The sequence below is a fragment of the Streptococcus suis genome (genome assembly GCF_002964045.1).
GTDB lineage: Bacteria > Bacillota > Bacilli > Lactobacillales > Streptococcaceae > Streptococcus > Streptococcus suis_U.
The window spans coordinates 45380-68215 of record NZ_POPB01000317.1 but is presented as its reverse complement, the minus strand read 5'-3'; the positions used below and the strand labels follow the sequence as shown (position 1 = coordinate 68215).

Annotated in this window: 26 protein-coding genes; 3 read left to right on the top strand and 23 right to left on the bottom strand. The window is 42.3% G+C overall.

Going from position 1 to position 22836, the window contains the following annotated elements; translation table 11 throughout:
• Window positions 1-61 precede the first annotated feature (61 nt).
• From yidD to C1E99_RS05765, 11 genes are all read right to left on the bottom strand, one after another.
• Window positions 62-301, bottom strand: a complete 240-nt coding sequence (yidD, locus tag C1E99_RS05815) for a membrane protein insertion efficiency factor YidD (RefSeq protein ID WP_222328333.1) — start codon at window positions 299-301, stop codon at window positions 62-64.
• On the bottom strand, window positions 301-1032 hold the full coding sequence (locus C1E99_RS05810; RefSeq protein ID WP_105206917.1) for a pseudouridine synthase: 732 nt from the start codon (window positions 1030-1032) through the stop codon (window positions 301-303). The genes yidD and C1E99_RS05810 overlap by 1 nt, the downstream gene beginning before the upstream one ends.
• The gene (scpB, locus tag C1E99_RS05805; RefSeq protein WP_105206916.1) at window positions 1022-1591 is read right to left on the bottom strand and encodes an SMC-Scp complex subunit ScpB; all 570 of its coding nucleotides are present in this window, start codon (window positions 1589-1591) and stop codon (window positions 1022-1024) included. Before scpB ends, C1E99_RS05810 begins: the two co-directional genes overlap by 11 nt.
• Window positions 1575-2294 (bottom strand): segregation/condensation protein A, encoded by a 720-nt coding sequence (locus C1E99_RS05800; RefSeq protein ID WP_105206915.1) that lies wholly within the window; start codon window positions 2292-2294, stop codon window positions 1575-1577. The genes scpB and C1E99_RS05800 overlap by 17 nt, the downstream gene beginning before the upstream one ends.
• On the bottom strand, window positions 2294-3025 hold the full coding sequence (xerD, locus tag C1E99_RS05795) for a site-specific tyrosine recombinase XerD (RefSeq protein WP_105108130.1): 732 nt from the start codon (window positions 3023-3025) through the stop codon (window positions 2294-2296). The genes C1E99_RS05800 and xerD overlap by 1 nt, the downstream gene beginning before the upstream one ends.
• Window positions 3022-3480 (bottom strand): cyclic-di-AMP-binding protein CbpB, encoded by a 459-nt coding sequence (gene cbpB / locus C1E99_RS05790; RefSeq protein ID WP_105206914.1) that lies wholly within the window; start codon window positions 3478-3480, stop codon window positions 3022-3024. The genes xerD and cbpB overlap by 4 nt, the downstream gene beginning before the upstream one ends.
• A complete protein-coding gene (locus C1E99_RS05785) occupies window positions 3477-4004 on the bottom strand; it encodes a metallophosphoesterase (protein ID WP_105206913.1) in 528 nt (175 codons plus the stop codon). Before C1E99_RS05785 ends, cbpB begins: the two co-directional genes overlap by 4 nt.
• On the bottom strand, window positions 3977-4987 hold the full coding sequence (locus C1E99_RS05780; protein ID WP_105206912.1) for a nucleoside-triphosphate diphosphatase: 1011 nt from the start codon (window positions 4985-4987) through the stop codon (window positions 3977-3979). The genes C1E99_RS05785 and C1E99_RS05780 overlap by 28 nt, the downstream gene beginning before the upstream one ends.
• Complete coding sequence (gene racE, locus C1E99_RS05775) at window positions 4984-5778, bottom strand: glutamate racemase (protein ID WP_044766967.1); 795 nt, start codon at window positions 5776-5778, stop codon at window positions 4984-4986. Before racE ends, C1E99_RS05780 begins: the two co-directional genes overlap by 4 nt.
• Before the next feature lie 89 nt (window positions 5779-5867).
• Window positions 5868-6110: a YneF family protein gene (locus C1E99_RS05770; RefSeq protein WP_105206911.1), complete on the bottom strand. Its 243-nt coding sequence runs from the start codon at window positions 6108-6110 to the stop codon at window positions 5868-5870.
• Window positions 6111-6182: 72 nt separating this feature from the next.
• Window positions 6183-7430, bottom strand: a complete 1248-nt coding sequence (locus tag C1E99_RS05765) for a diaminopimelate decarboxylase (protein WP_105206910.1) — start codon at window positions 7428-7430, stop codon at window positions 6183-6185.
• Window positions 7431-7563: 133 nt separating this feature from the next.
• Here C1E99_RS05765 and pepC point away from each other — a divergent pair, with 133 nt between their 5' ends.
• Window positions 7564-8895 carry an aminopeptidase C gene (gene pepC / locus C1E99_RS05760; protein WP_105206909.1) on the top strand — a complete coding sequence of 444 codons (1332 nt, stop codon included), beginning with the start codon at window positions 7564-7566 and terminating at the stop codon, window positions 8893-8895.
• A 48-nt stretch (window positions 8896-8943) separates the two neighbouring features.
• On the opposite strand, the gene C1E99_RS05755 is transcribed toward pepC, so the two are convergent.
• Genes C1E99_RS05755 through C1E99_RS05745 form a run of 3 tightly spaced genes read right to left on the bottom strand, consistent with a single transcriptional unit; the run spans window position 8944 to window position 10936 of the window.
• On the bottom strand, window positions 8944-9645 hold the full coding sequence (locus C1E99_RS05755) for a Bax inhibitor-1/YccA family protein (RefSeq protein ID WP_105206908.1): 702 nt from the start codon (window positions 9643-9645) through the stop codon (window positions 8944-8946).
• A 19-nt stretch (window positions 9646-9664) separates the two neighbouring features.
• Window positions 9665-10147, bottom strand: a complete 483-nt coding sequence (locus tag C1E99_RS05750; RefSeq protein WP_105107298.1) for an HD domain-containing protein — start codon at window positions 10145-10147, stop codon at window positions 9665-9667.
• A gap of 48 nt (window positions 10148-10195) precedes the next feature.
• A complete protein-coding gene (locus C1E99_RS05745; RefSeq protein ID WP_105206907.1) occupies window positions 10196-10936 on the bottom strand; it encodes a TrmH family RNA methyltransferase in 741 nt (246 codons plus the stop codon).
• A 70-nt stretch (window positions 10937-11006) separates the two neighbouring features.
• Here C1E99_RS05745 and C1E99_RS05740 point away from each other — a divergent pair, with 70 nt between their 5' ends.
• Both C1E99_RS05740 and yidC read left to right on the top strand, forming a co-directional pair.
• Window positions 11007-11288, top strand: a complete 282-nt coding sequence (locus C1E99_RS05740; protein ID WP_105206906.1) for an acylphosphatase — start codon at window positions 11007-11009, stop codon at window positions 11286-11288.
• A 65-nt stretch (window positions 11289-11353) separates the two neighbouring features.
• Window positions 11354-12268 carry a membrane protein insertase YidC gene (yidC, locus tag C1E99_RS05735; protein WP_161951158.1) on the top strand — a complete coding sequence of 305 codons (915 nt, stop codon included), beginning with the start codon at window positions 11354-11356 and terminating at the stop codon, window positions 12266-12268.
• A gap of 80 nt (window positions 12269-12348) precedes the next feature.
• Here the strand turns inward: yidC and greA are convergent, their stop codons facing one another.
• From greA to der, 9 genes are all read right to left on the bottom strand, one after another.
• Window positions 12349-12831 carry a transcription elongation factor GreA gene (gene greA / locus C1E99_RS05730; protein ID WP_044676942.1) on the bottom strand — a complete coding sequence of 161 codons (483 nt, stop codon included), beginning with the start codon at window positions 12829-12831 and terminating at the stop codon, window positions 12349-12351.
• Window positions 12832-12910: 79 nt separating this feature from the next.
• Window positions 12911-14722: an endolytic transglycosylase MltG gene (mltG, locus tag C1E99_RS05725; protein WP_105206904.1), complete on the bottom strand. Its 1812-nt coding sequence runs from the start codon at window positions 14720-14722 to the stop codon at window positions 12911-12913.
• A gap of 70 nt (window positions 14723-14792) precedes the next feature.
• Entirely contained in the window at window positions 14793-15278 is a 486-nt protein-coding gene (locus C1E99_RS05720; RefSeq protein ID WP_105107293.1) for a GNAT family N-acetyltransferase, read from the bottom strand.
• Between the two features lie 56 nt (window positions 15279-15334).
• Window positions 15335-16666, bottom strand: a complete 1332-nt coding sequence (gene murC, locus C1E99_RS05715; RefSeq protein WP_105206903.1) for a UDP-N-acetylmuramate--L-alanine ligase — start codon at window positions 16664-16666, stop codon at window positions 15335-15337.
• A 1-nt stretch (window position 16667) separates the two neighbouring features.
• Entirely contained in the window at window positions 16668-17330 is a 663-nt protein-coding gene (locus C1E99_RS05710) for a hypothetical protein (protein WP_105206902.1), read from the bottom strand.
• Between the two features lie 80 nt (window positions 17331-17410).
• Window positions 17411-20503, bottom strand: coding sequence for a DEAD/DEAH box helicase (locus C1E99_RS05705; RefSeq protein ID WP_105206901.1), 3093 nt, complete (start codon window positions 20501-20503; stop codon window positions 17411-17413).
• Between the two features lie 119 nt (window positions 20504-20622).
• Window positions 20623-20931: a hypothetical protein gene (locus C1E99_RS05700; RefSeq protein ID WP_105206900.1), complete on the bottom strand. Its 309-nt coding sequence runs from the start codon at window positions 20929-20931 to the stop codon at window positions 20623-20625.
• Between the two features lies 1 nt (window position 20932).
• A complete protein-coding gene (locus tag C1E99_RS05695; protein WP_105206899.1) occupies window positions 20933-21271 on the bottom strand; it encodes an MFS transporter in 339 nt (112 codons plus the stop codon).
• Between the two features lie 69 nt (window positions 21272-21340).
• The gene (gene der / locus C1E99_RS05690; RefSeq protein ID WP_099810276.1) at window positions 21341-22651 is read right to left on the bottom strand and encodes a ribosome biogenesis GTPase Der; all 1311 of its coding nucleotides are present in this window, start codon (window positions 22649-22651) and stop codon (window positions 21341-21343) included.
• Between the last annotated feature and the right edge of the window lie 185 nt (window positions 22652-22836).

The window sequence follows — 22836 nt, the reverse complement described above, 5'->3', positions numbered from 1 at the left end:
ATAAACATACATTTCAACCCCATTATTCTGAATAAATATCCAAAAGAAAAAGTAGGTCTCCCTACTTCTGTATATGACGCTTCAAGCTAAACCTGTCTGGGACAGGATCTTCTCCACCTTCCACAAAAGGATGGCAACGCCCAATACGAGCCAGGCCCATCAAAATCCCCTTGAGACCATGTTTCTGCAAGGCCTCAATCATATAAGCTGAACAAGTCGGCCGATAGCGACAGGAGGGCGGAAAAAGGGGAGAAATAAATTTCTGATAGAATCGGACCAAGCCGATTAATAGTCTCGTCATTATTTTTTCACAGGCTTGGTAACAGCCAAGGTATGCAGTTTGCTGATGTCATTCTTATTGAGCTTGCGGTATTCTCCTGGGCGTAAACCAGTCAAGTCCAAATTCCCAAAACGGGTACGAGAGAGTTTGTCCACCTGTAAACCAACTGCTTCAAACATCTTCTTAACCTGGTGATTACGTCCCTCATGGATGGTCAACTCGACCACAGAACGATTTTTAACAGGGTCTACCTTGATGATCTCGTAAACAGCTGGTTTGGTTTTCTTGCCATCAATGACAACACCACGGGTCAAGGGACGCAAAACATCCTTGTTGGCAACCCCTTTGACACGCGCCAAGTACACCTTATCAATCTCATTACGAGGGTGGATCATCTCATCCGTAAAATCACCGTCATTGGTCAAAATCAGGACACCTGAAGTATCCCAGTCCAAACGACCAACAGGATAAATCCGTTCTTTGACCGTTGGCAACAAATCCACAACCGTCTTTCTTCCCTTGTCGTCTGACACACTGGAAATAACACCTTTTGGCTTATGGAGTAGGTAATACACTTTCTCCTCGTTGTAAATCGGCTGGCCTTCCACTTCTACCTTATCGCCTGACTTAATGGTCGTTGCCAATTCGCGAACAACTTGACCATTAACAGTTACCAAGCCTTGCTTAATCAATTCTTCTGCCTTACGACGACTGGCTACACCAGCGTGGGCAATGTATTTGTTAATTCTCATCTTCTAACTCATTTCTTTCTATGAATAGCTCAGTTTCTTGCTCAACCAAGTCGATTTCTGACACATCTGGCAATTCTTCTAGGCTGTTGATCCCCATGTAATCCAGGAAATAATCCGTCGTTACATAGAGATTGGGTCTACCAAGAACCTCTTTCTTCCCATTCTCACGGATAAGGTCAAAGGCCTGCAACTTACTGATGGCACCGCTGGAATTGACCCCACGAATATCATCGACTTCAATCCGAGTAATCGGCTGTTTGTAGGCAACAATCGACAAGGTTTCCAAAAGAGCTCTGGACATGGTCTGGTTGATGGGTGTCTTAGCATAAATCCGCAAAAGGTCGGCATACTCTTTCTTCGTGACCAACTTGTAGCGGTTGGAAGATTCTAAGAGAGCCAGGCCTGATGCCTTGTCAGCCATGTATTTTTCACTGAGTTTTTCTAATTGCTGGCTGACAGCTGTGGGCTGCAATTCCAGCATCTCTGCCAAATTGCGTAAGCTCAAGCCATCCTCACCTGCTACAAAGAGCAGGACTTCGATTTCAGCTAAGCGATTCATGTTCACTCCTTACTAGATAAATGTCTCCAAAGGTTTCTGCCTGTTCCAGAACAATTTCATGAACCTTGACCAATTCCAAGGTTGCCAGAAAAATGGTAATGACCTCATTGATGTCCTGGCTCTCCTTAAAGAGCTGGCCCAGTTCAATACGAGGGTTAGTCTCAAAACGACTACGGACAAGGTCCATCATGTCTTCGATTTTATACTCATCCCGAGCAATGGTTGCATGTGACTGACGAAGGCTGGCCTGTTTTTCAGCCATGACCTTAGAAAAGGCAAGGAAAATATCGATGACAGTCTTATCTTTAGCCAGCTGGACATCCTCATAAATCAAATCTAATTTAGGTTTTGAAAAATAATTGGCCCTTTCATCATGCTGTTCTCCCAGTTTTTCGCTGATTAGCTTGAACTTGCGGTATTCTTCCAATTGATCCAAGAGATCCATTTCTGGGTCATCCTCAGGGTCTGTCTGTTCAACGACTTTTGGCAAGAGCCTCCTGCTTTTAATGACCATCAACTGACTGGCCATGACCATATACTCTCCTGCCACCTCCAAACGCATGGCCTGTAAGGTGGCAATGTAGGCAAGGTATTGCTCAATGACCTCTGTAATTGGAACCTCGTAAATATCTACTTGATACTTGGACACCAGGTGAAGCAAGAGATCCAGAGGTCCTTCAAAATCTTTTAATTTTATATCCATTATCTAAATTTTTCCAAACTCATGCTTGTTTTTAGTCCCAACTGCTTGGCGATTTGGTCCAAGGATTTTCCATCTCCTATTTGAGCTAGAATATACTGTTCTCGCAATTTTTGAGCGGTCCAATCCGACTTCCCAATGGATTGAACAAATTCGGTCAAGCGATTGAAAAACCATTGGCGAGAATAGGTCTGACCTTTCTTGTCAAAGACATATTGCCCTGTCAGATGGCCTTCAAGATAGCCAACTAACTCTTTGGGCAAAGGAAGTACACGCTTGGTCACACCTTTCTCAACTGTCAGAACTTGAAAATCCAAATTAACCTGCTTGCTGGTCAGCTCTGCTATTTCACTAGGCGTCAAGCCTAAATAGGCTATCAAAAGTGCGATGAGCTGACCTTCTAGCCAAGGACTTTCTTGAAAGAGGGGAGATAGATCCTCACGCTCCAGTTTCTTTTTGACGCTGGCTGGACCTGTCAGAGCCTGTAGCTTGTAAAACCTGTCCAAGCGACCACTTTCATAGAGAAAGTAGAGAAATTGATTGACCGTTGAGAGTTTTCTCTTCTGAGCAGCAGGTTTCAAGTCTAGAAGTGACTGTTGATAGACCAGTAAGGATTGCTGGTGAATATCCCCCTTGGTCAGCTCCACAAATTGCTGCAGGTCGTAGGTATAGGATTTTTGACTATTGACACTGACCTTTTTACTCTGGATAAACGCTTCTATGGCCTGCTTCATTTCTTACCTTCTTTTGATGGTAGGGGGAAATTATGCAGGAGAGCATTGATAGCTTTGAGAATGGATTTACGGGTAATAATACCTAGAAATTCTCTATTTTCTCCTAAAACGGGTAGGAAAGATTGGTCGACTAGCTTTCGCATGACTTCTGTCAAATCATAATCCAAGCCAACCGTCTCCTCGTCTGTCTTAGCAATCAGGGAAATATCTTGATTCAATTCATCATCTGATAGCTCATTTTCAGCCTGGTATTTTATAATCTCTGTTAAGCCAATAGTGCCGAAGAAACGACCATCTTCTGTTACCACGGGCACACGGGAATAGGTCATGTGGCTGAGTAACAGCTTGGCATGGTCAATATTATGGGTATCAATGATAACAGCCAATTTATCTGCTGGTGTCAGGAAAGTTTCTTCTTGATCCAGTAAAAAAGCTTCAAATTCTCGTGCAATCATCGTGAAATATCCTTTGTCAATGCTGGGAAAAGTTGATGGTGGCGGTTATAGTAGTCCACATGAAAACGGTCTTCATAGATGGTCACAAGGGCATAAAGACATTCTCTGACCAAGCCACGAGGTTGGCTGACAGAACCTGGATTGAGGAAGAGGGTCTTGCCACGCACCTCTGCATCTGGTACATGTAAATGCCCATACAAACAAATGTCCGCATCCACTTCCTGGGCCCAGTAGTCCAACCGTTGCCAGCCGTAATTAATGCCATAAAGATGACCATGAGTCTGAGCGATAGTCACACCATCCAATTGAGTAATGAGCTGGTCAGGGTAGCCTCCAAAGTAGTCGCAGTTGCCATTGACCACTTGAATACCCTCCCACAAGCTGTCTTGACTATCTAGCTCTGAATCACCATTGTGAAAGATGGCATCGACCTTGCCAAGATAATGATGTTTAATATCCTCTACAATCTGTCTATCTCCATGAGAGTCACTCATGACTAGGATTGTTTTGCTTGCTCCTGCCATACTGGAAATGCCTCCACTAATTTTTCTAGTGCTTGTGCACGGTGGGAAATCTTATTTTTTTCTTCCAAGGTCAATTCTGCCGAGGTCTTGCCTGTTTCACCTACGAGGAAAAGTGGATCATATCCAAACCCATTTTCCCCACGAAGCTCCATACCGATAAAGCCTTCCCAGTCCGCCTCGACCACCAAACTCTCACGATTTGGAGCAGCCATAACCAGGGTACAATGGAATTGTGCCGAACGATTTTTCAAGTCGAAGACCATGGCCAACTCGTGCAAGAGCTTGGCATTATTGAGCTCATCTGTGGCATCTGGTCCTGAAAAACGGGCAGACCAAACTCCTGGCAAACCACCAAGAGCATCAACCTTCAAACCTGAATCATCAGCCAAGACCATTTTGCCTGTCAGCTCTGCTATGGTTTCAGCCTTGAGCCGTGCATTTTCCTCAAAAGTCATCCCTGTTTCTGCTACATCTGGCAGGTCAGGGTAGTTGTTGAGGTTCTCGACCTGGTAGCCAAATCGTTCAAAAAACTTACGGAATTCCTTGGTCTTGCCTTCATTTTTAGTGGCAATCAAGATCGTATCTCCTACGCTTGCCAATCCCTTGTCTTGACCGAAGAAATCTGCCGTGCTAACCCCTGCTTGGGGCAGATGGACTAAGAGAAGTTTGTCGTTCTCTGTTACCAGAATAGCTCCTTGGTGTTGGAGAACTTTGAACTGGCGATTGTTTAACTCATTCAAAACATCACAGGCAAATTGAAAGAGGGCAAATTCAGACTGAAGTTTAATCACCTCAATGTTAACACACTGGTTGAAATTCTCATCTTCATAGTTACCTGCAATCAGTTTATCAAACAACTGACCAATTTGGTAAACTTCCTGCTCTCTTCCATTTTCTCCAAATGAACCAAATAGGTTGGCAAAGCTAGCCTTTCCAATAAACCAGTTATGCTCATCTCTGTATTCGTATATCTTGTTTGTCATAGTTCTACATGCTCCACATGAATATCAATGCCCATCCAGCTTTCAGCTATTTCTTTAAAAGCTGCTGGACTAGCTGTTGTGTAAAATTGATGCTGAATATCCTTTTCTGTACGGCTACGGTTGATTTCAAAATAATTCAACAAAACCGAAATATCCCGCGCACACTCTGCCCCACTGTCAATCAACTTGACATCCTTGCCCATGGCATTCTGGATAATGGGCCGAAGCAGAGGATAATGGGTGCAGCCCAAAACCAAGGTGTCCACTTTCCCAACGAGTGGACGAAGTGTCTCGTAAACAACCTTTTTGGCAAGGCTGGATTGGTGGCTATTGGACTCAACCAGTGGTGCAAATTTGGGACAAGCCAGACTGTCTACCTGCGTTTCTGGAGAAAGGGCCTGAATCTTTTGTCGATAGATATCGGATTGAATGGTCATAGCCGTTCCTAAGACACCAACCTTACCAGTTTGCGTTGCCTTAATAGCTGCCGAAGCACCTGGTAAAATAACACCCAAAACAGGAATATCCAACTTTTCCTTGACTTCTTCCCAGGCTACCGCTGTTGCCGTATTGCAGGCAAAGACAATCATTTTTACATTTTTTGTCAAAAGGAAATTGACCAGCTGCCAAGTATATTCTCTGATTTGTTCCGCGGGACGTGGTCCATAAGGTGCCCGTGCCGAATCTCCGATATAAACGATTTCTTCATGGGGAAGCTGGCGCATTAACTCACGCGCAACCGTTAATCCCCCCACACCTGAATCTAAAAAACCTATTGGTCGATTATCCATAATACTGAGAATAGCCAGAAAATCTGACTAGCCTTTCTTTTCTACTCAAAAAATGGGATCTGGGAATGAATATCCCAGTCCCAGTTTGATTATTTTTTCTTGCTTGCCACTTTTTGTTGGCTCTTGATTTGGCGAAGTACTTGTTGTACTTTTGCTTCGCTTGGTTTTTGACCCATTTGGCTCATCATCAAGCGCAAAGCATTTTCATCCAAAACTGGCTTATCAGCAATGTAGTTTTCTACTTGTTTGCGTGACAAGTAAATACCCAAGGCTACACCACCTGCAAATGCCACAAGCAACAAAACAATTACTAAACCGATACCTAATTGCATATCAATCTCCTCAAATCTTTATTTCTACATAACTGCTTCTATTATACCAAATTCAGCAGGCTTTTCCAAGACTTACCTGTCAAAATCAAAACCGTAAATGGTCGCAAAATAATCCTCAGGAGTTTCTGCCCGACGAATCATACGCGCTGTGCCATCTTCCTGCAAAAGAATTTCAGAGGAACGCAGACGACCGTTGTAGTTGTAGCCCATGGAGAAGCCGTGAGCCCCACTGTCATGAATGACCAAGGTGTCTCCTACTTCTGCCCGTGGTAATTCACGATTGACCGCAAACTTGTCGTTGTTTTCACAGAGGGAACCTGCCACATCCACCACCTCGATTGGCGCATCTGGGCGCGTGATATTGGTGATATGGTGGTAGGCGCCATAGAAGGCTGGGCGCATGAGGTTGGCAGCCGATGCATCGACACCAATATAAGTCCGATAGGTTTCCTTACGGTGAAGGACCTTGGTAATCAAGTGACCGTGTGGCGCTAACATAAAACGTCCCAATTCCGTAAAGATTTTGACATGTCCCATACCTGCTGGCGCGAGAATTTCCTCATAGACCTTGCGAACTCCCTCTCCGATAACCGCAATGTCATTCGGCTCTTGTTCAGGACGATAGTTGACACCAATCCCGCCTGAGAGGTTGATAAAGTCTAAGGTCACACCTGTTTCCTCACGGATTTCCAAGGCCAATTCAAAGAGTTGGCGAGCTAGAACAGGGTAGTAATCATTGGTAACAGTGTTTGAAGCCAGAAAGGCATGGATTCCAAATTCCTTGACACCCAGTTCTTTCAATTCCTTGTAACCCTTCATCAACTGGTCCTTGGTCATGCCAAATTTAGACTCTTCTGGGTGGTCCATAATGTCCGTTCCCAGCGAGAAGACCCCACCTGGATTGTAACGGAGGCAGACCGTCTCTGGAATCCCAGCAACATTTTTCAAAAATTCAATATGCTCATAGGCATCAAGGTTAATGGTTGCCCCAACTTTTCTGGCATAGACAAATTCTTGCGCTTGGGTATCATTGGATGTGAACATGATGTCCTTAAAGCCCAATTTCTCACTCATCAACACTTCTACATCCGTTGCACAGTCTACTCCACAGCCTTCTTCTTGAAGAATTTTTAAAATAGCTGGAGTTGGAGTCGCCTTGACCGCAAAATATTCCTTAAAGCCCTTGTTCCATGAAAAAGCCGCATTGAGGGCACGGGCCTTCTCACGAATACCTTTTTCATCATACAAATGGAAAGGTGTCGGAAATTGCTCCGTAATGGTGTCTAAAACTTCTTTACTAACAAATGGTGTCTTGGTCATCTCTCTACCTCATCAAATATTTTTCCTATTATACCACAAATATGTGAGGAACTGTAGCTTTCAACTCCACCAAATACTTGCAAAATAAATTTCGAGCGTTATAATGTGAATATCATTAAAAAAGGAGTAATATATGTCAACATTAGATTTTGATTTTACAGAACGCTTGTATGCCAACTATCTAGCTAATCCAAGCTTACAGGCAACCGAAAATGCCGTGAGCCACAACGGACTTTTGAAATCCTTAGAAACACGCCAAAGCGCCATCGACAATGACTATGTCTTTTCAATCGACTTGACCAAGGACGCTGTTTCAAACCAAAAGGCTTCTGGACGTTGCTGGATGTTTGCTGCATTGAATACCTTCCGCCACAAGCTCATCTCTGACTTCAAACTGGAAAATTTTGAGCTATCACAGGCCCATACCTTCTTTTGGGATAAATATGAAAAGTCCAACTGGTTCCTCGAACAAATCATTGCCATAGCTGACCAAGAAATTGGTAGCCGTAAGGTAAAATTCTTATTGGATACCCCGCAACAAGATGGCGGTCAATGGGATATGGTTGTTGCTCTATTTGAAAAATATGGTGTGGTACCGAAATCCGTCTATCCAGAATCTATCTCATCCAGTGCCAGTCGTGAGCTCAATCAGTACCTTAACAAATTGCTCCGTCAAGATGCACAAATCTTGCGAGACCTCCTTGCCAAAGGAGCTTCATCAGAAGAAGTTCAAGTACAAAAAGAAAACTTACTTCAAGAAATCTTTAACTTCCTAGCCGTCAACCTTGGACTCCCTCCTCGCAGCTTTGATTTTGCATATAGAGATAAAGACAATGTCTATCACCGTGATACAAATGTAACACCTCAGGCATTCTACGAGAAATACGTTGGTTTGAAACTATCTGACTATGTCTCCATTATCAACGCTCCAACAACTGATAAACCCTACAATAAATCTTATACAGTCGAATTGTTGGGGAACGTTGTTGGCGCCCCTGCTGTCCGCTACCTCAATGTAGAAATGAACCGGTTTAAAGAACTGGCTATTACCCAACTCAAAGCTGGTGAGTCCGTTTGGTTTGGTTCCGATGTCGGTCAAAGTAGCAATCGTCAAACTGGTATTATGGCAACCAACACCTACGACTTCTCTTCAGGACTGGGTATCCATTTCCATCAAGACAAGGCCGGAAGATTAGACTACTCCGAAAGTTTGATGACCCACGCTATGGTCTTAACTGGTGTTGATTTAGACGATAATGAGCAACCTCTCAAATGGAAAGTAGAAAACTCTTGGGGTGACAAGGTTGGTGACAAGGGATACTTCGTCGCATCAGACAGCTGGATGGACGAGTATACTTATCAGATTGTTGTCCGAAAAGAATTCCTCACACCAGAAGAACTAGCAGCTTATCAAGCTCAACCACAAGTCCTTGCCCCATGGGATCCAATGGGAGCTCTAGCATAACAGACGACATAAAAAAAGAGGGCACCCCTCTTTTTTTATATGTCATAATTAGTCTCTACTCAAACCACCAAAAATGCGAAGCAAGTTGAGGAAGAGGTTGACAAAGTCAAGGTAAAGTTGGAGGGCCATTGAGACTACCCAACCATTTTGCACATTGCCACCGGTCTGTTCAAAAACGTTACGGATGCGTTGGTTGTCATAGGCAATCAAGCCCGAGAAAACAAGAACAGATACGATAGACATGGCAAAGCTAATGCCTGAGCTGCGAAGGAAGATATTGATGACACTAGCAATCATAATTCCCCAAAGGGCAGCTCGCAAGGCCTGGGCCATACCAGAAAGGTTTTTCTTGGTTGTCATACCGATGACTGCCATAATGGCAAACATCAAAGCAGCTGATAGGAAGGCCAAGGCAACTGTTTCGGTCGTGTAGAACATCAAGACCATACTGATGGTCAAGCCGTTTGTTACCGAGTAGGCTAAGAACATTGGCAAGGCCATTGGACTATTTTTTGCGGCCATTGTAGAAGCTGTAACCACCAAAGCAATCTGCCCCAACATGACTAACATCATGACAATGGAACCAGCACTAAGCAAGGAATAGAGTAATTGTTGGAAGACGGTAACGGCCAAGAAGGAAACAAGGGCTGACAAGCCAATCCCCATAGCAACAACACCGTAAATCTTACCAAAGAAACGGTTGAGGGCGGTATTATCCACCTGATTGATAATAAATGAATCGTTATTCATATGCTTCTCCTTTTATATCCTACTGAAAACGCAGGACCTTTCGATTTTTCCATTTATATTGTAAGGGCAGGGTAAACTCACGTACTGCCCAATACTTGTCTACGCAGGTCACAATCCATGATTCCTTATAACGCGGCGGAGCAATGGTTGCACCAAACATATGCTTGACAATAATATCTTCTTCTACCTTATTGAGTTTAATCAATTTTTCTGCATTGCGCTTGGCAATCCGTGGATGGACCCAAGCATGACTCTTGTTAAATTTTGTTTCACGCCAGTCATAGAAGAAGAGGTCGTGTAGAAGACCACCTCGAGCAGTCGACTTGGCATCCCAGCCAAATTTCTTAGCGATTTTATAGCTAGTATAGGAAACATTGATTGAATGTTCCAAGCGTGTCGAATGATAGTGGTGGGGAATGTCTGCCAATTTCTGCACCTTTTTAGTGTCAATCAAGTGGCCGACGTAAGCCATATATTCTTTATCTTTTTTATAAGCACCCATAAATGTGAACCTCGTTTTGTTATTATAACACAGTTTATTCTTCTTGGCTTAAATAAAGCTAAAGATTAAAATTCCCGCAGCAATAGCAACATTTAAACTCTCCGCCTGACCTGGCATGGTGATGTGGACCAGTTGATCTGCCTCTTCTGCCACAAAGTCCGAAATCCCCTGACCTTCATTGCCCATAACAAGCGCAAAGCTAGACCCTGGTGCTACCTGCCTATAATCCACTGACTGACTAGATAGGGTCGTTGCCAAAATCTCCACCTGATGGTGTTTTAAGGTAGAGAAAATATCCCCAATTGGCAAACGATAAATCGGCAAATGAAAGTGACTACCCTGCATAGAACGAAGGACCTTCATATTGTACATATCAGCCGACTTATCAGTCAAAAATACACCATCAAAACCTGCTGCATCAGCCGTCCGAATGATCGTTCCGATATTTCCTGGATCCTGCACATCTTCCAAGACCAGAAATTTACCTGCTAGCTGATCAGGGAGTTCCTGACTAGGAAGGGCTAGTTGGGCTACTACTCCTTGAGGTGACTTGGAATCAGCCAAGTCCTGCATGATTTCTGGACTAACCACTGTCACCTTTTCCAACTGGGCAACCTTGTCTACATGCTCTTCAACTACCAAAATGTGTTCAATACTTGCACCAGCAGCCAAAGCCTCTTCTAACAAATGCCAACCTTCTATCAAGTAGGAAGAACGACGGTACTTCTTCTGCTGTAATTTCTTAATCTGCTTGATTAAATTATTGGATTTTGAACGGATAACTTCCATAATTTCCTCATTTTCTTTCTTATTCAACAATGATATAATAAAGTAAAATTCTTGTCAAAAGGAGAATCTTATGCGAAAGGTAAAAATGATTGCATCTGGCCGAGTGCAAGGGGTCGGTTTTCGTTGGTCTGTTCAATTTTTAGCAGTGGAAATCGGTGATATTTACGGCAGAGTTTGGAACAATGATGATGGTACGGTCACCATCCTAGCTCAATCCGAGAACGCTGAGAAGCTCAGCCATTTTATCCACGAAATCCGAAAAGGTCCTTCCCGAATGGCCAAAGTGAGCTATTTGGATGTAACCCTAGCAAATTTTGAAGATTTCCATGATTTTCAGGTCAGTCATAGATAAAACTTGAAGTTTAATAATAAAAAAAGTAAAATAGAATGTATCTTGTAAAAAAGGAATGTATCAATTTGAAAAAGAATAAACGAATGTTATTGACTGGCCTAGCGCTGTCAACCTTACTTTTCCTATCTGGATGTGTTCAAACTAAAAATGGTGTTCCAACTGGTGAGGGATGGGTCTACAACTATCTCGTCGAACCAATGGGGAATTTGATTAAGTTCTTTGCTGAAAATCAAGGTCTCGGTTTTGGTATTGCTATCATCATCGTAACATTGATTGTCCGTCTACTCATCATGCCACTTGGTATCTACCAATCTTGGAAATCAACCTACCAGTCTGAGAAAATGAATTATCTCAAACCAATTCTAGGTCCAATCCAAGAACGGATGAGAAATGCTAGCTCGCAAGAAGAGCAATTGGCTGCACAACAAGAGTTCTTTGCAGCTCAAAAACAATACGGTGTCAGCATGTTTGGTGGTATGGGGTGCCTACCTTTGTTGATCCAAATGCCATTCTTTACAGCCCTCTTCTATGCAGCTCGTTACACTCCTGGAATTTCTGAAGCGACCTTCCTTGGTATTGACCTCGGTTCTTCAAGCCTCATCCTCACTGCTGTTGCTGGTATTCTGTATTACATCCAATCCCTCTTAATGCAGGTTGGTATGGATGAAGAACAGAAGAAACAAATGCGTACTGTTGCTATTATGAATCCCCTCATGATTGTCATGTTCTCATGGTCTTCGCCTGCAGGCGTTACACTTTACTGGGTAGTCGGAGGTCTTATCGGTCTAATCCAACAAGCTCTCACTAACTTTATCTTGAAACCACGTATTCGTGCAAAAGTGGAAGAAGAGTTCAAAAACAATCCTCCAAAACCATATAAATCAAATATCAAAGATGTGACTCCAAAAGCATCAGCTATCATTGAAGAAAAAACTTCTAAAAAAAGCAATCGAAACGCTGGTAAACAACGGTCTAGATAAGCAATAGCAAACAACCATCTGGTCAGGTGGTTGTTTTATTGTGCTCAAAAAAGAGAGTCAAATTTGACCCTCTCCACACCTTATTTTGTTTTTTCAACTTTTAAGATTTTAACATCGTAGCTACCAGCAGGTGTTTCAATCGTAGCCACATCTCCTGTCTTCTTACCAATCAAGGCATGACCGATTGGGCTTTCGTTAGAAATCTTACTTGCAAAGGCATCTGCTCCTGCAGCACCAACGATATGGTAAACTTCCTCTTCCGTTTCACCTACTTCTTGGACAGTAACAGTCTTACCAATCGCTACCTCATCTGCTGCAACTGCATCACTGTTAACAATTTCAGCGTAACGAATTTTGGTTTCAATCGTTGAAATTTGACCTTCTACAAAGGCTTGTTCATCCTTAGCTGCTTCGTACTCAGAGTTTTCTGAGAGATCCCCGTATGAACGTGCAATTTTAATACGTTCTACAATTTCAGGACGACGGACGAGCTTAAGCTCTTCTAATTCTTTTTCAAGTTTTTCTTTTTCTTCCAAGGTCATTGGATATGTTTTTTCTGCCATTTTCATTTCCTTTTCATTATTTTTATGAAAACAAAATTATGTGGAAAACCACATAATTTTGTATTAAATATACTAATTATTACTGTAAGTGAGCATTTACATATTTTGCAACGTTTTGATCGTGTTCTTCAATTGTTTTTGCAAAATAAACTGTTCCAGTAGTTACATCAGCTACGAAGTACAAGTAATCTGTTGTGCTTGCATTTATAACTGCTTCAATAGCAGATACACTTGGGCTATCAACTGGACCAGGCATCAAACCTGCTGTCCAATAAATATTGTATGGTGATTCAATATTGGTATCGATACCTGCATCTTCTGCCAAAGTAGTTTCTTGACCAAGTTTACCTTGCGCATATAGAATTGCAATATTTGATTGCAAAGGCATTCCTGCATTGATGCGGTTAAAGAATACACTTGCAATATTACGTCGGTCTTCGTCCGTTGAACCTTCTTTTTCTACAAGTGAAGCAAGTGTCAATACTTCATTTACAGTTAAGTTTTTCGCCGCAATCGTTTCATAATAAGGTTGCAAACGAGTATCCATTGCTGCAATCATTTGTTCAACTAATTCTTCAATTGTTGTATCATCAGCATATTCATAAACTGCAGGGAACAGATAGCCTTCCAACTGGTAGATTACACCACTATCCGTTGCAGGTAGGCTTGCAAACAATTGCGGATAAGCAGCGACCATACGATTAATGAATTCTTGGTTGGTTACTGTAGCCATAAACTGCTCTGCAGTAAATGGTGTCTTATCATTCTTATCTTCAGTTTTAGTATTATTTGTGACTGCTTGGGCAATTTGTGCCAAAGTATAGCCTTCTACAATCAGAATTTTACCAGCTGCTTCTTTTTGTGGGGTTGGAGTTCCACTCTCTTGCAATGCTTTTGCAATGTCATCTACAGACATGTTCTGATACAAATTATAATAGCCACTTTGGTAATTATTATAGCTCTTAATCTTTGAATAATAGTTAAAGACTGTAGCATTTTTAATCAACTTATTGTCTACCAAAATATTACCAATATCAAGTGTTGTTGATCCTTCTGGGATTTCCACTTGTACTGCCTCAGTTGCTTTGGCATTGACGGGTTCTAGACTAGATTTAACCCACATGAAACCTGCAATACCGGTAACCAATAAGGCCACAACAACAATTGACATAATAATTGAAACAATGCGTTTCGCTGCCTTGTCTTGACTTTGGCGACGTTGCTTACTAGTCTTTGTCTTTTGTAATGCTGTTCTTCTAGATTGACTGACAGTGGGTTCTTGTTCTTCAACTTCATCAGTTTCTGGATTTACCAAAGCTTTAGATGCAATGATGGTTTCTCCAAGAGTCAACACTTCTGTATCTCCGGTAACTGCTGATACATCCTCCAGTGGGAAGTCTACAAAAGTATCATCTAAAGATTCTTGATTCAGACTTTCTTCTACTAGTTCATTGTGCGTTGCTGGCGCACTCGCAAATTCCGACTCATTTGCAGCAACTAAATGACGTAATTCGGCAAGGTTTCTCTCAACGGTATCCTGAGGAACTGAAGTCGAAGTTTCTTTTTCAATGATAAATTCTGGTTCTTCACTTGAGAGACTTGGGCTAACATCTTCGTAAGGTGTGCTGAACTGGACGTCTATATTAGATTCGATTTGATTTGTATCAGTTGGGGAGATATTCTCTATTTTAATTGTATCTAAATTCTGTTCAACAACAGTATCTTCAGTATGTGGCACGTGAAGTTCGTTGATAATTTCATTTCTTTGATCAGAAAGAATATTCCCTTCCTGCTCTGCTTGTCGTTTCACCCTCAATTCTTCTAAATCACGTAAAATCTGATCTCGAAAACTTGAAGACTGCGTGTTATTTTCATTCGTATCCTTTGTCACGCTTTTGCTCCTTTCACACAGTTACTATACATTATATCTTAAAGGCAGACGAATTGCAAGAACTACCTTTTTACAAAGCTTTCCAGTACATGTCGTACCATAATTGTCCACCAAATTGAGACGAAGATGGGCCTAAATCTTCAAAATGATTAATTTCATAGTAGCCTATCAAATAATCCTTACAAGTTAAGGCTATCCCCATAAAACCTCTTGATTGAGCTACTTCTTTTAAGGCTGCCAAGAGAAGGGTGCCAACTCCTTGTCCCTTGAATGTATCTGAAACAGAAAGACTGGCGATAGCTAAATACTCTCCAATAGGTAGCTGGTCACTGTTTAGATGAAAAATAGCATCTGAAACAGTCGGTGACTCTGAAGGACTGGAAAGAATAAAGCCTGCTATTTCACCATCCTGTTCCATTACAAGACAAGTTTGATGTAAGTGCATCAAATAGGTTTCCAAAACTGCTTCTGAAATCTGTTCTTCAGGCGCAAAATTTTCTTTTTCTAGCCGAATCACTTGCTCTAAATCCAAGGGATTTGCAAAACGAATTTCCATATTTTTCTCCCTTATATAGCGGAAAAACAGGGGCCTTCGGCCTCCGTCTTCCTCGTTTATTGAACATTATTTGTTAGATTTGATAAGAGTCTTTCGAAAGAGTACTCATAGGACTGAATATCCCCTGCTCCCATAAATACATAGACTGCATTCTCATGATCCAAGAGAGGCGAAGTGTTTTCGACTGTAATAAGTCCACCTTTTTTGTTAATTTTAGCTGCTAAGTCTTCCACCTTCACTTGACCATTATCTGTTTCACGCGCCGAACCATAAATTTGTGCTAGATAAACAGCATCAGCTCCGTTCAAGGCTTCTGCAAATTCATCCAAGAGCGCAATGGTACGAGTAAATGTATGCGGTTGGAAAATGGCAACCAACTCTTTGCTTGGGTATTTTTGACGTGCAGCATCAATGGTTGCAATGATTTCTGTTGGATGGTGTGCAAAATCATCAATAATGACAGTATCATTAACAATTTTCTCTGTAAAACGACGTTTCACACCACCGAAAGTTTTCAAATGCTCAGCAACTAACGCCAAGTCAAATCCAGCAATATAAAGATTGGAAATGACTGCCGTCGCGTTCATAACATTATGTTTACCAAAAGTTGGAATTTGGAATTCACCCAATTCTTGCTCTTTATAACGAACTTTAAATTGTGAACCAGTTGTCGAAGGTTTTAAATCATAGGCAACAAAATCGTTGTTTTCCTCAAAACCATAGTAATAAATTGGTGCATTTGCAGTAATACGGCGGAGTTGCTCATCTTCACCGAAGACAAATAGGCCTTCTTTTACTTGTTTTGCATAGTCATCAAAGGCATTGAAGACATCTTCCAGACTTGTAAAATAATCAGGATGGTCAAAATCTATATTGGTAATGATACTGTATTCTGGATGATATGGGGCAAAATGACGTTCATATTCATCTGATTCGAATACAAAATACTGAGCATTGGCAGAACCGCGCCCTGTACCATCACCAATCAAGAATGAAGTATCTGTGATATTGCGCATCACGTGCGCCAAAAGTCCTGTAGTTGACGTTTTTCCGTGAGCCCCAGCAACTCCGAAACTCGTGAAGCCTTTCATAAATTCACCAAGAAATTCATGGTAGCGTTTGTAGCTAAAACCTTGGGCATCAGCAAAAGCAATCTCAACATTATTATCAGGACGGAAGGCATTCCCTGCAATCAATTCAACATCTGCTGTGATATTTTTTTCATCAAATGGCAAGATTTCAATTCCCGCCTGTTCCAAACCACGTTGGGTAAAATAATACTTCTCTACATCGCTTCCCTGAACCTGGTAGCCCATTTGGTGCAACATCAGCGCCAAGGCACTCATTCCCGAACCTTTAATTCCGATAAAATGATACTTTTTTGACATGCTATTCTTCTCCCATATTTGTCAAATTTAACTCTTGAGCAATTTGACGTACTTTTTGTTGTTGTCGTTCTGGATAATTATAGACTTGACTTTTCTTCAAAAAATCATATGAATTTTTTTTGAATGACTGTTCCTGTTCTCTGTCTTCCTTCTTCAGTGAATAAACCGCCGGCATATCTGCTAGAATATAGTCATCCTGCCTTAAATGATCTGCCAAACAACTCAATTGACTGGCTTTAGACTCAGATGCTTCGGCAACTGGTGGCTTTACAATAACTTTTGCAGGAGCCGTTTTTTCATCTCTCAGGTAACTTGCTGATTGTTTTCTCTTTAAATCTTTTTTCGCAAGTTCCCGTGCCAACTGCCCTTGTGTCTTTTCATAAGTTATTTTAACAGGCGAGGTATGATGAAGCCGTTCCTTCCGAGAATAATGGCTAGGCTTGGCTTCAAATAGAGGTGGCAAAAGCTCATCTTCCGTTTGAACAATTGGACTAGCCTGAGATCCCCGTTGGGAATCTCCATCCCAGCTATATTCTTTTTCTTGATAAGGACCTTTGATATTACTAATCAAGTCGCTCTCATCATATAAACTCATAATCGGATTTTCTCCAACCAGTACTTCATCATCTGCTACTAGTGGAAACCTTTTTTCTTGTCTAATCATAAGTCATCCTTTCGAATCCATATTATACCACACTTGGTATAAATTTGCCTAATTCCATGATAGGACTATATCTAACTATTCTACTCTATCCCCAAAATAGCACGAATATCTTCAACCGTCAAGTTTGCACGACTTTCATTTCCATCAAGGACTGTTTTGACCAGATTTTTCTTATTTTCTTGCAGAGCTTGGATTTTTTCTTCAATGGTACCTCTGGTAATCAGGCGGTAGCATTCTACTTTTTCAGTCTGACCCATTCGATGGGCACGGCTAATGGCCTGGGCTTCCACAGCAGGGTTCCACCAGAGGTCAACTAGAATAACCGTGTCCGCCCCTGTCAAATTGAGACCAACCCCACCTGCTTTTAAGGAAATGAGGAAGGCATCCCGACTACCTGCATTAAAGGCCTGGGTCATTTCTTGGCGTTGATTGGCAGGGGTCGAGCCTGTCAACGTATAGGAAGTCAGACCAAGCTCATTTAATTGACCTTCGATTTGCTCCAACATGTTTCTAAATTGGGAGAAAATCAAGACCCTGTGTTCCCCTTCTTTCAGTTGTACCAACAGTTCTTTCAGGCTATTGAGCTTGCCACTTTCTCCCTTGAAATCATCCATAAAGAGACTAGGCGTATCACAGATTTGACGTAATCGCGTAATCCCAGACAATATTTCAATCTTGCTTCGATTGATTTGGGCATCATCTGCACCCATAATTTTGGACTGCATTTGCTGGAGCTGGGCCAAATAGACGGTCTTTTGTTCATCAGTCAATTCATTCAGAACATTGACCTCTGTCAAATCAGGCAATTCCTGCAAAACATCTTCCTTATGCCGTCTGAGGACAAAGGGCTGAATAGTTCTGGCAATGTCCTTGGTTGCCATTTTCCCAAAGGCTTGTTTTCCGGGCAATAAACCTGGGAGGACAATTTGGAAAATAGACCACAATTCCGTCAAATGATTTTCAATCGGTGTACCTGAAAGAGCGAAACAATTCCCAACCTCAAATTCTCTCAGTAGCTGAGCTATTTTAGATTGGGCATTTTTCATGACCTGAGCCTCATCTAAAATCAGGTAGTCAAAATGCTCTTGCTTATAAAGGTCACTATCCTGTCTAAAGGATGGATAGGAGGTTACCAAGATTTGATGTTCCTGACCAATCAAGTCTACTCGCTGTTCCTTACTTCCATGAACAACAGCTAGGTCCAAGTCTGGAGCAAATCGCTTGCATTCTTCCGCCCAGTTATAAATTAAGCTAGAGGGAGCCAGAATCAACACACGAGTGGTTTCCGTCATCCGACTGGACAGAAAGGCAATGGTTTGTAGTGTTTTCCCAAGTCCCATGTCATCTGCCAAAATCCCACCAAAACCATAATGATCCAGCATGGACAACCATTTTACACCTGTCTGCTGATAATCTCTGAGTGCTGTTTTCACATCCAAATCTGGCATTGGAAAACTGTCTGGCTGAGCAAGATAGGTAGCCATTTCCTGAAAATCCTTGGAAAAACGAACCTGATCAAAGCCTGACAAGGACTGGGCTAATTGATAACCTGCCAAGGCATGAACCTGAACCTGCCCTCCCTTGCCATGCTTGGCTCTCAGTTGCAGCAGGGTCTGGCTGATTTTCTTAGTTTCCTCATCAAAGACTAGGACCTTACCACTCGGGCTGGTATAGTGGTCTTCTTGATTGAGTAAGGCTTCCAGTGCCTGATCAATTTCGGATTGAGCAATGCCTGTCAGATCAAATGAAATATCCAAAAGCGAGCCATTTCTGACAATTTCCAACTGGGGTTTGGCTTCTACCAAAAGAGATTGAAGGTCTTCTGATAAACGGACCTGCCCCATTCTCTCTAAAAGTGGTAACTGCTGGCGGAAAAATGGATAGACTTCCTGTTGGCCAAGAGCAGGTCTATGCGCCAAATATTTCCCACGAAAACCAGCCAAACCAATCGCCTGATAGACAGCTTCTAGGTGCTGGAAATGACTGGCAAATGGCAGCAAACTCAACTCTTCCTCACTTCTGACCAAGCGACCATCAAAATCCAAAACCAAGTGCAAGATTAAACTACCACTTGCCTCCATCTCCATATAGAAATGAGGTGTAAAATCGTGAATTTTAAAGCGTTTAGGCGCCTTGACCGTCCCTATGGTCTGCAAATCCAGCAAACTCAGAGCCAAACGATTCTGATCTTGAAAATCGACCTGAACCTTTCTCAATCCTGACTCGGTAGGAACCAGATTCGAAATCTGAGCAATCAGGTGTTCTTGCTTCCGATCAACACTATAAATAACGCCATCTACCAAGATGTAGCGACCTTGAAAAAGGGGACGAACAGCTTTTTCATGAATGACCATCTCAATCATGAGCGTATGGACCATTACTTCAAAATGATACAGACCAGTTTCCTCCGTCAAAGGAAGCACCATCAAGGACGAATAGGAACGCTGTTCATAGGTAAAGACAAAGCCATCCAACCGATTCAACAATTCTAAGCCCTCTTCAAAATAGGCTTGAGGCAACCGAAAATGACGGCCAAAGTGGATCAAAATATCCGAATCTAAACTAGCCTTCTCAGGAACCAAGTTCCAAAGAAAATCTAGGACTGCCTGACTAGGCTCATCAAAATTTTCATAGGCTAATTGCTCATAATAATTTTTCCCGATTTGGTAATGTCCATTGGTCTTGAGCAAACGCAAAAAAGCACCAATGTCCCTTACAATATAGGCACGGGTGTCTGGTAAACGGCTAATTTTCAAGGTCCAGTCTATCTGACGATCATAAGGCAACAAGCTCCCCTCAACAGAGAGGCGATACTTGATTCCCATTTCTGGCTTGGGACGCAAAATCTCATCTAAAAAGAGGCCACCAAAATAAGTCCGCCGGACCGTTTCCTTGTGTTGATTCCCCTCTTCTTTCCGCTCCTGCTCCAGATTTTTACCAGCCCCATCATTTTTTAAATAATACTCCGTGGCTGCCAAATGCTGACAGTAGCCCTTACTTTGAAACAAGTGACAACTACACTGCAAATCACTGTCCTCATCGCTGTAAGTAAAACGTTCTCCAGCAATATCCAGCTCCAACTTCCCATTCTCGCTCTGAAGAACAGTCAGTTTCCCAGCCTCATACAAATCAATTCCTTCTTGGCGAACCCGCCCCGGCATCATACGCCCCATAGCAATACCTCTTTTGACCTAGCACAATCTCTAAAATATTATCTTTTCATTATAGCATATTTCAAGAGATAATTCCTTGCCTAGGCATCAAAAAAACACCAGCTGGTAAACTGGTGTCTCTAATGAATAGCTAAATAATAAATCGTTGCTTGCCACATTTTCAAGATTGTTTTTCCGCTTTTCCAAAGCCAAAATAGGGCAAATAGCAGGAAAACAACTGCCACCACTACGTTAATCAAGCCTTTTCCATCCAAGAAAAACTTGAAAAAGAAGACGGTCACACAAGTGAGCAAGGTTAGGAGTAAGAAATGAATCTGAACTCCCAACCAACCTAGCCAATAGCGAAGCCCAAAAGGAGCATACTTTCTTTCATCGAAATCTGCCAAACCCGCCAAAAATTCAAATACTAGTTCGCCTAAAAATTCCATACTAGACTCCCTTTCTCAGCTGTCGGTAATACTTGGTTCGTCGAATGAGGGTTTTCATCGCATGTAGGGATAGGAAGCTTAGGCCAATTGCACATAACAAAAAGAAGATGAAAAGCAAAACCGTAGGCTGTTCAAATCGATGATAGACCATAATCGAACCACCTGTAAAGGAGATAAAATAGGATGCCAAAGTCACCAAATTGAGCCAGATGCAAGCCACCAGTCCCAGCCAATACCGAAGACCAAAAGGTTTGTACTGACTGTCTTCATAGAAAATAAAATTAAAAGTGGAAACAGAAAGCAGTATAAAGAAAATTCGCCAAATCGGAAACGCTACCATACCAACACCTCCTAGTCCCATTCTAGCATATTTACGAATAGGTGCAAAGAAAAAAGAGGTTGCCCTCTTTTATTTCCGTTTCCGTGCAATCAAGTGAATCGGTGTTCCTTCAAAGACAAAAGCCTTGCGGATTTGATTTTCCAAGAAACGCATATAGGAGAAGTGCATGAGCTCTTCTTCGTTGACAAAGACCACAAAAGTTGGTGGCTTGGTCGCAACTTGTGTCGCGTAGAAAATCTTGAGACGTTTCCCTTTATCAGTCGGTGTTGGATTGATAGCAATGGCATCCATGATGACATCGTTGAGGACAGCCGACGGAATGCGGGTATTCTGGCTTTCACTAATAGCCTTAATCATCTCAGGCAACTTGTGCAAGCGTTGCTTGGTCAAGGCTGACACAAAGATAATCGGTGCGTATGATAAATACTGGAACTGGTCGCGAATGTCATCTTCCCACTGCTTCATGGTGTGGTTGTCTTTTTCAAGCGTGTCCCACTTGTTGACCACGATAATCATTCCCTTACCAGCTTCATGGGCAAAGCCTGCGATGCGTTTGTCGTACTCACGGATACCTTCTTCGGCATTGATAACCATCAATATGACATCGGAACGTTCAATGGCACGCATGGCACGCATAACAGAATATTTCTCCGTATTTTCATAGACCTTACCAGACTTGCGCATCCCTGCGGTGTCAATCATAGTAAATTCTTGACCTTCTGGATCTGTAAAGTGCGTATCAATGGCATCACGAGTCGTTCCCGCAACAGGCGAAGCAATCACGCGCTCTTCACCCAAAATAGCGTTAATCAAGCTGGATTTACCAACGTTTGGACGACCAATCAAGCTAAACTTGATAATGTCTGGATTTTCTTCTGCTTCTTGGACTGGAAGATTTTCAATGATAGCATCCAAGACATCCCCTGTTCCGATACCATGCACAGAAGATACTGGATAGGGATCCCCAAGACCAAGCGAATAGAAATCGTAGATGTCGTTCCGCATTTCAGGGTTATCGACTTTATTGACAACCAAAATAACTGGTTTGTTTGTCTTATAAAGGATACGCGATACATACTCGTCAGCATCCGTCACACCTTCTTTGCCTGATACGACAAAGACGATAACGTCCGCTTCATCCATGGCGATCTCAGCCTGATGCTTGATTTGCTCCATGAAAGGTGCATCCACATCGTCGATACCACCTGTATCAATCAAGGAAAACTTACGATTCAGCCACTCACCAGTAGCATAAATACGGTCGCGGGTCACACCTTCCACGTCTTCTACGATAGAAATGCGTTCCCCCGCAATACGGTTAAATAGTGTTGATTTACCAACGTTGGGACGTCCAACGATGGCGATAGTTGGTTGAGCCATGGCTCCTCCTCTTCTAATATAGTCGTTTTCGTTTATCTTTTATTACGTCGACGCATGAGGAAACTTCGTTTCCCCATTTCCAACTTCAAATAATGTCATCATTATTTGAACTCGCTTTGCCGTACTCCAGTACTGTCTGCAGCTTTTGATGTGAACTTGGTTCACTTTATCTCCAATCTCAAACT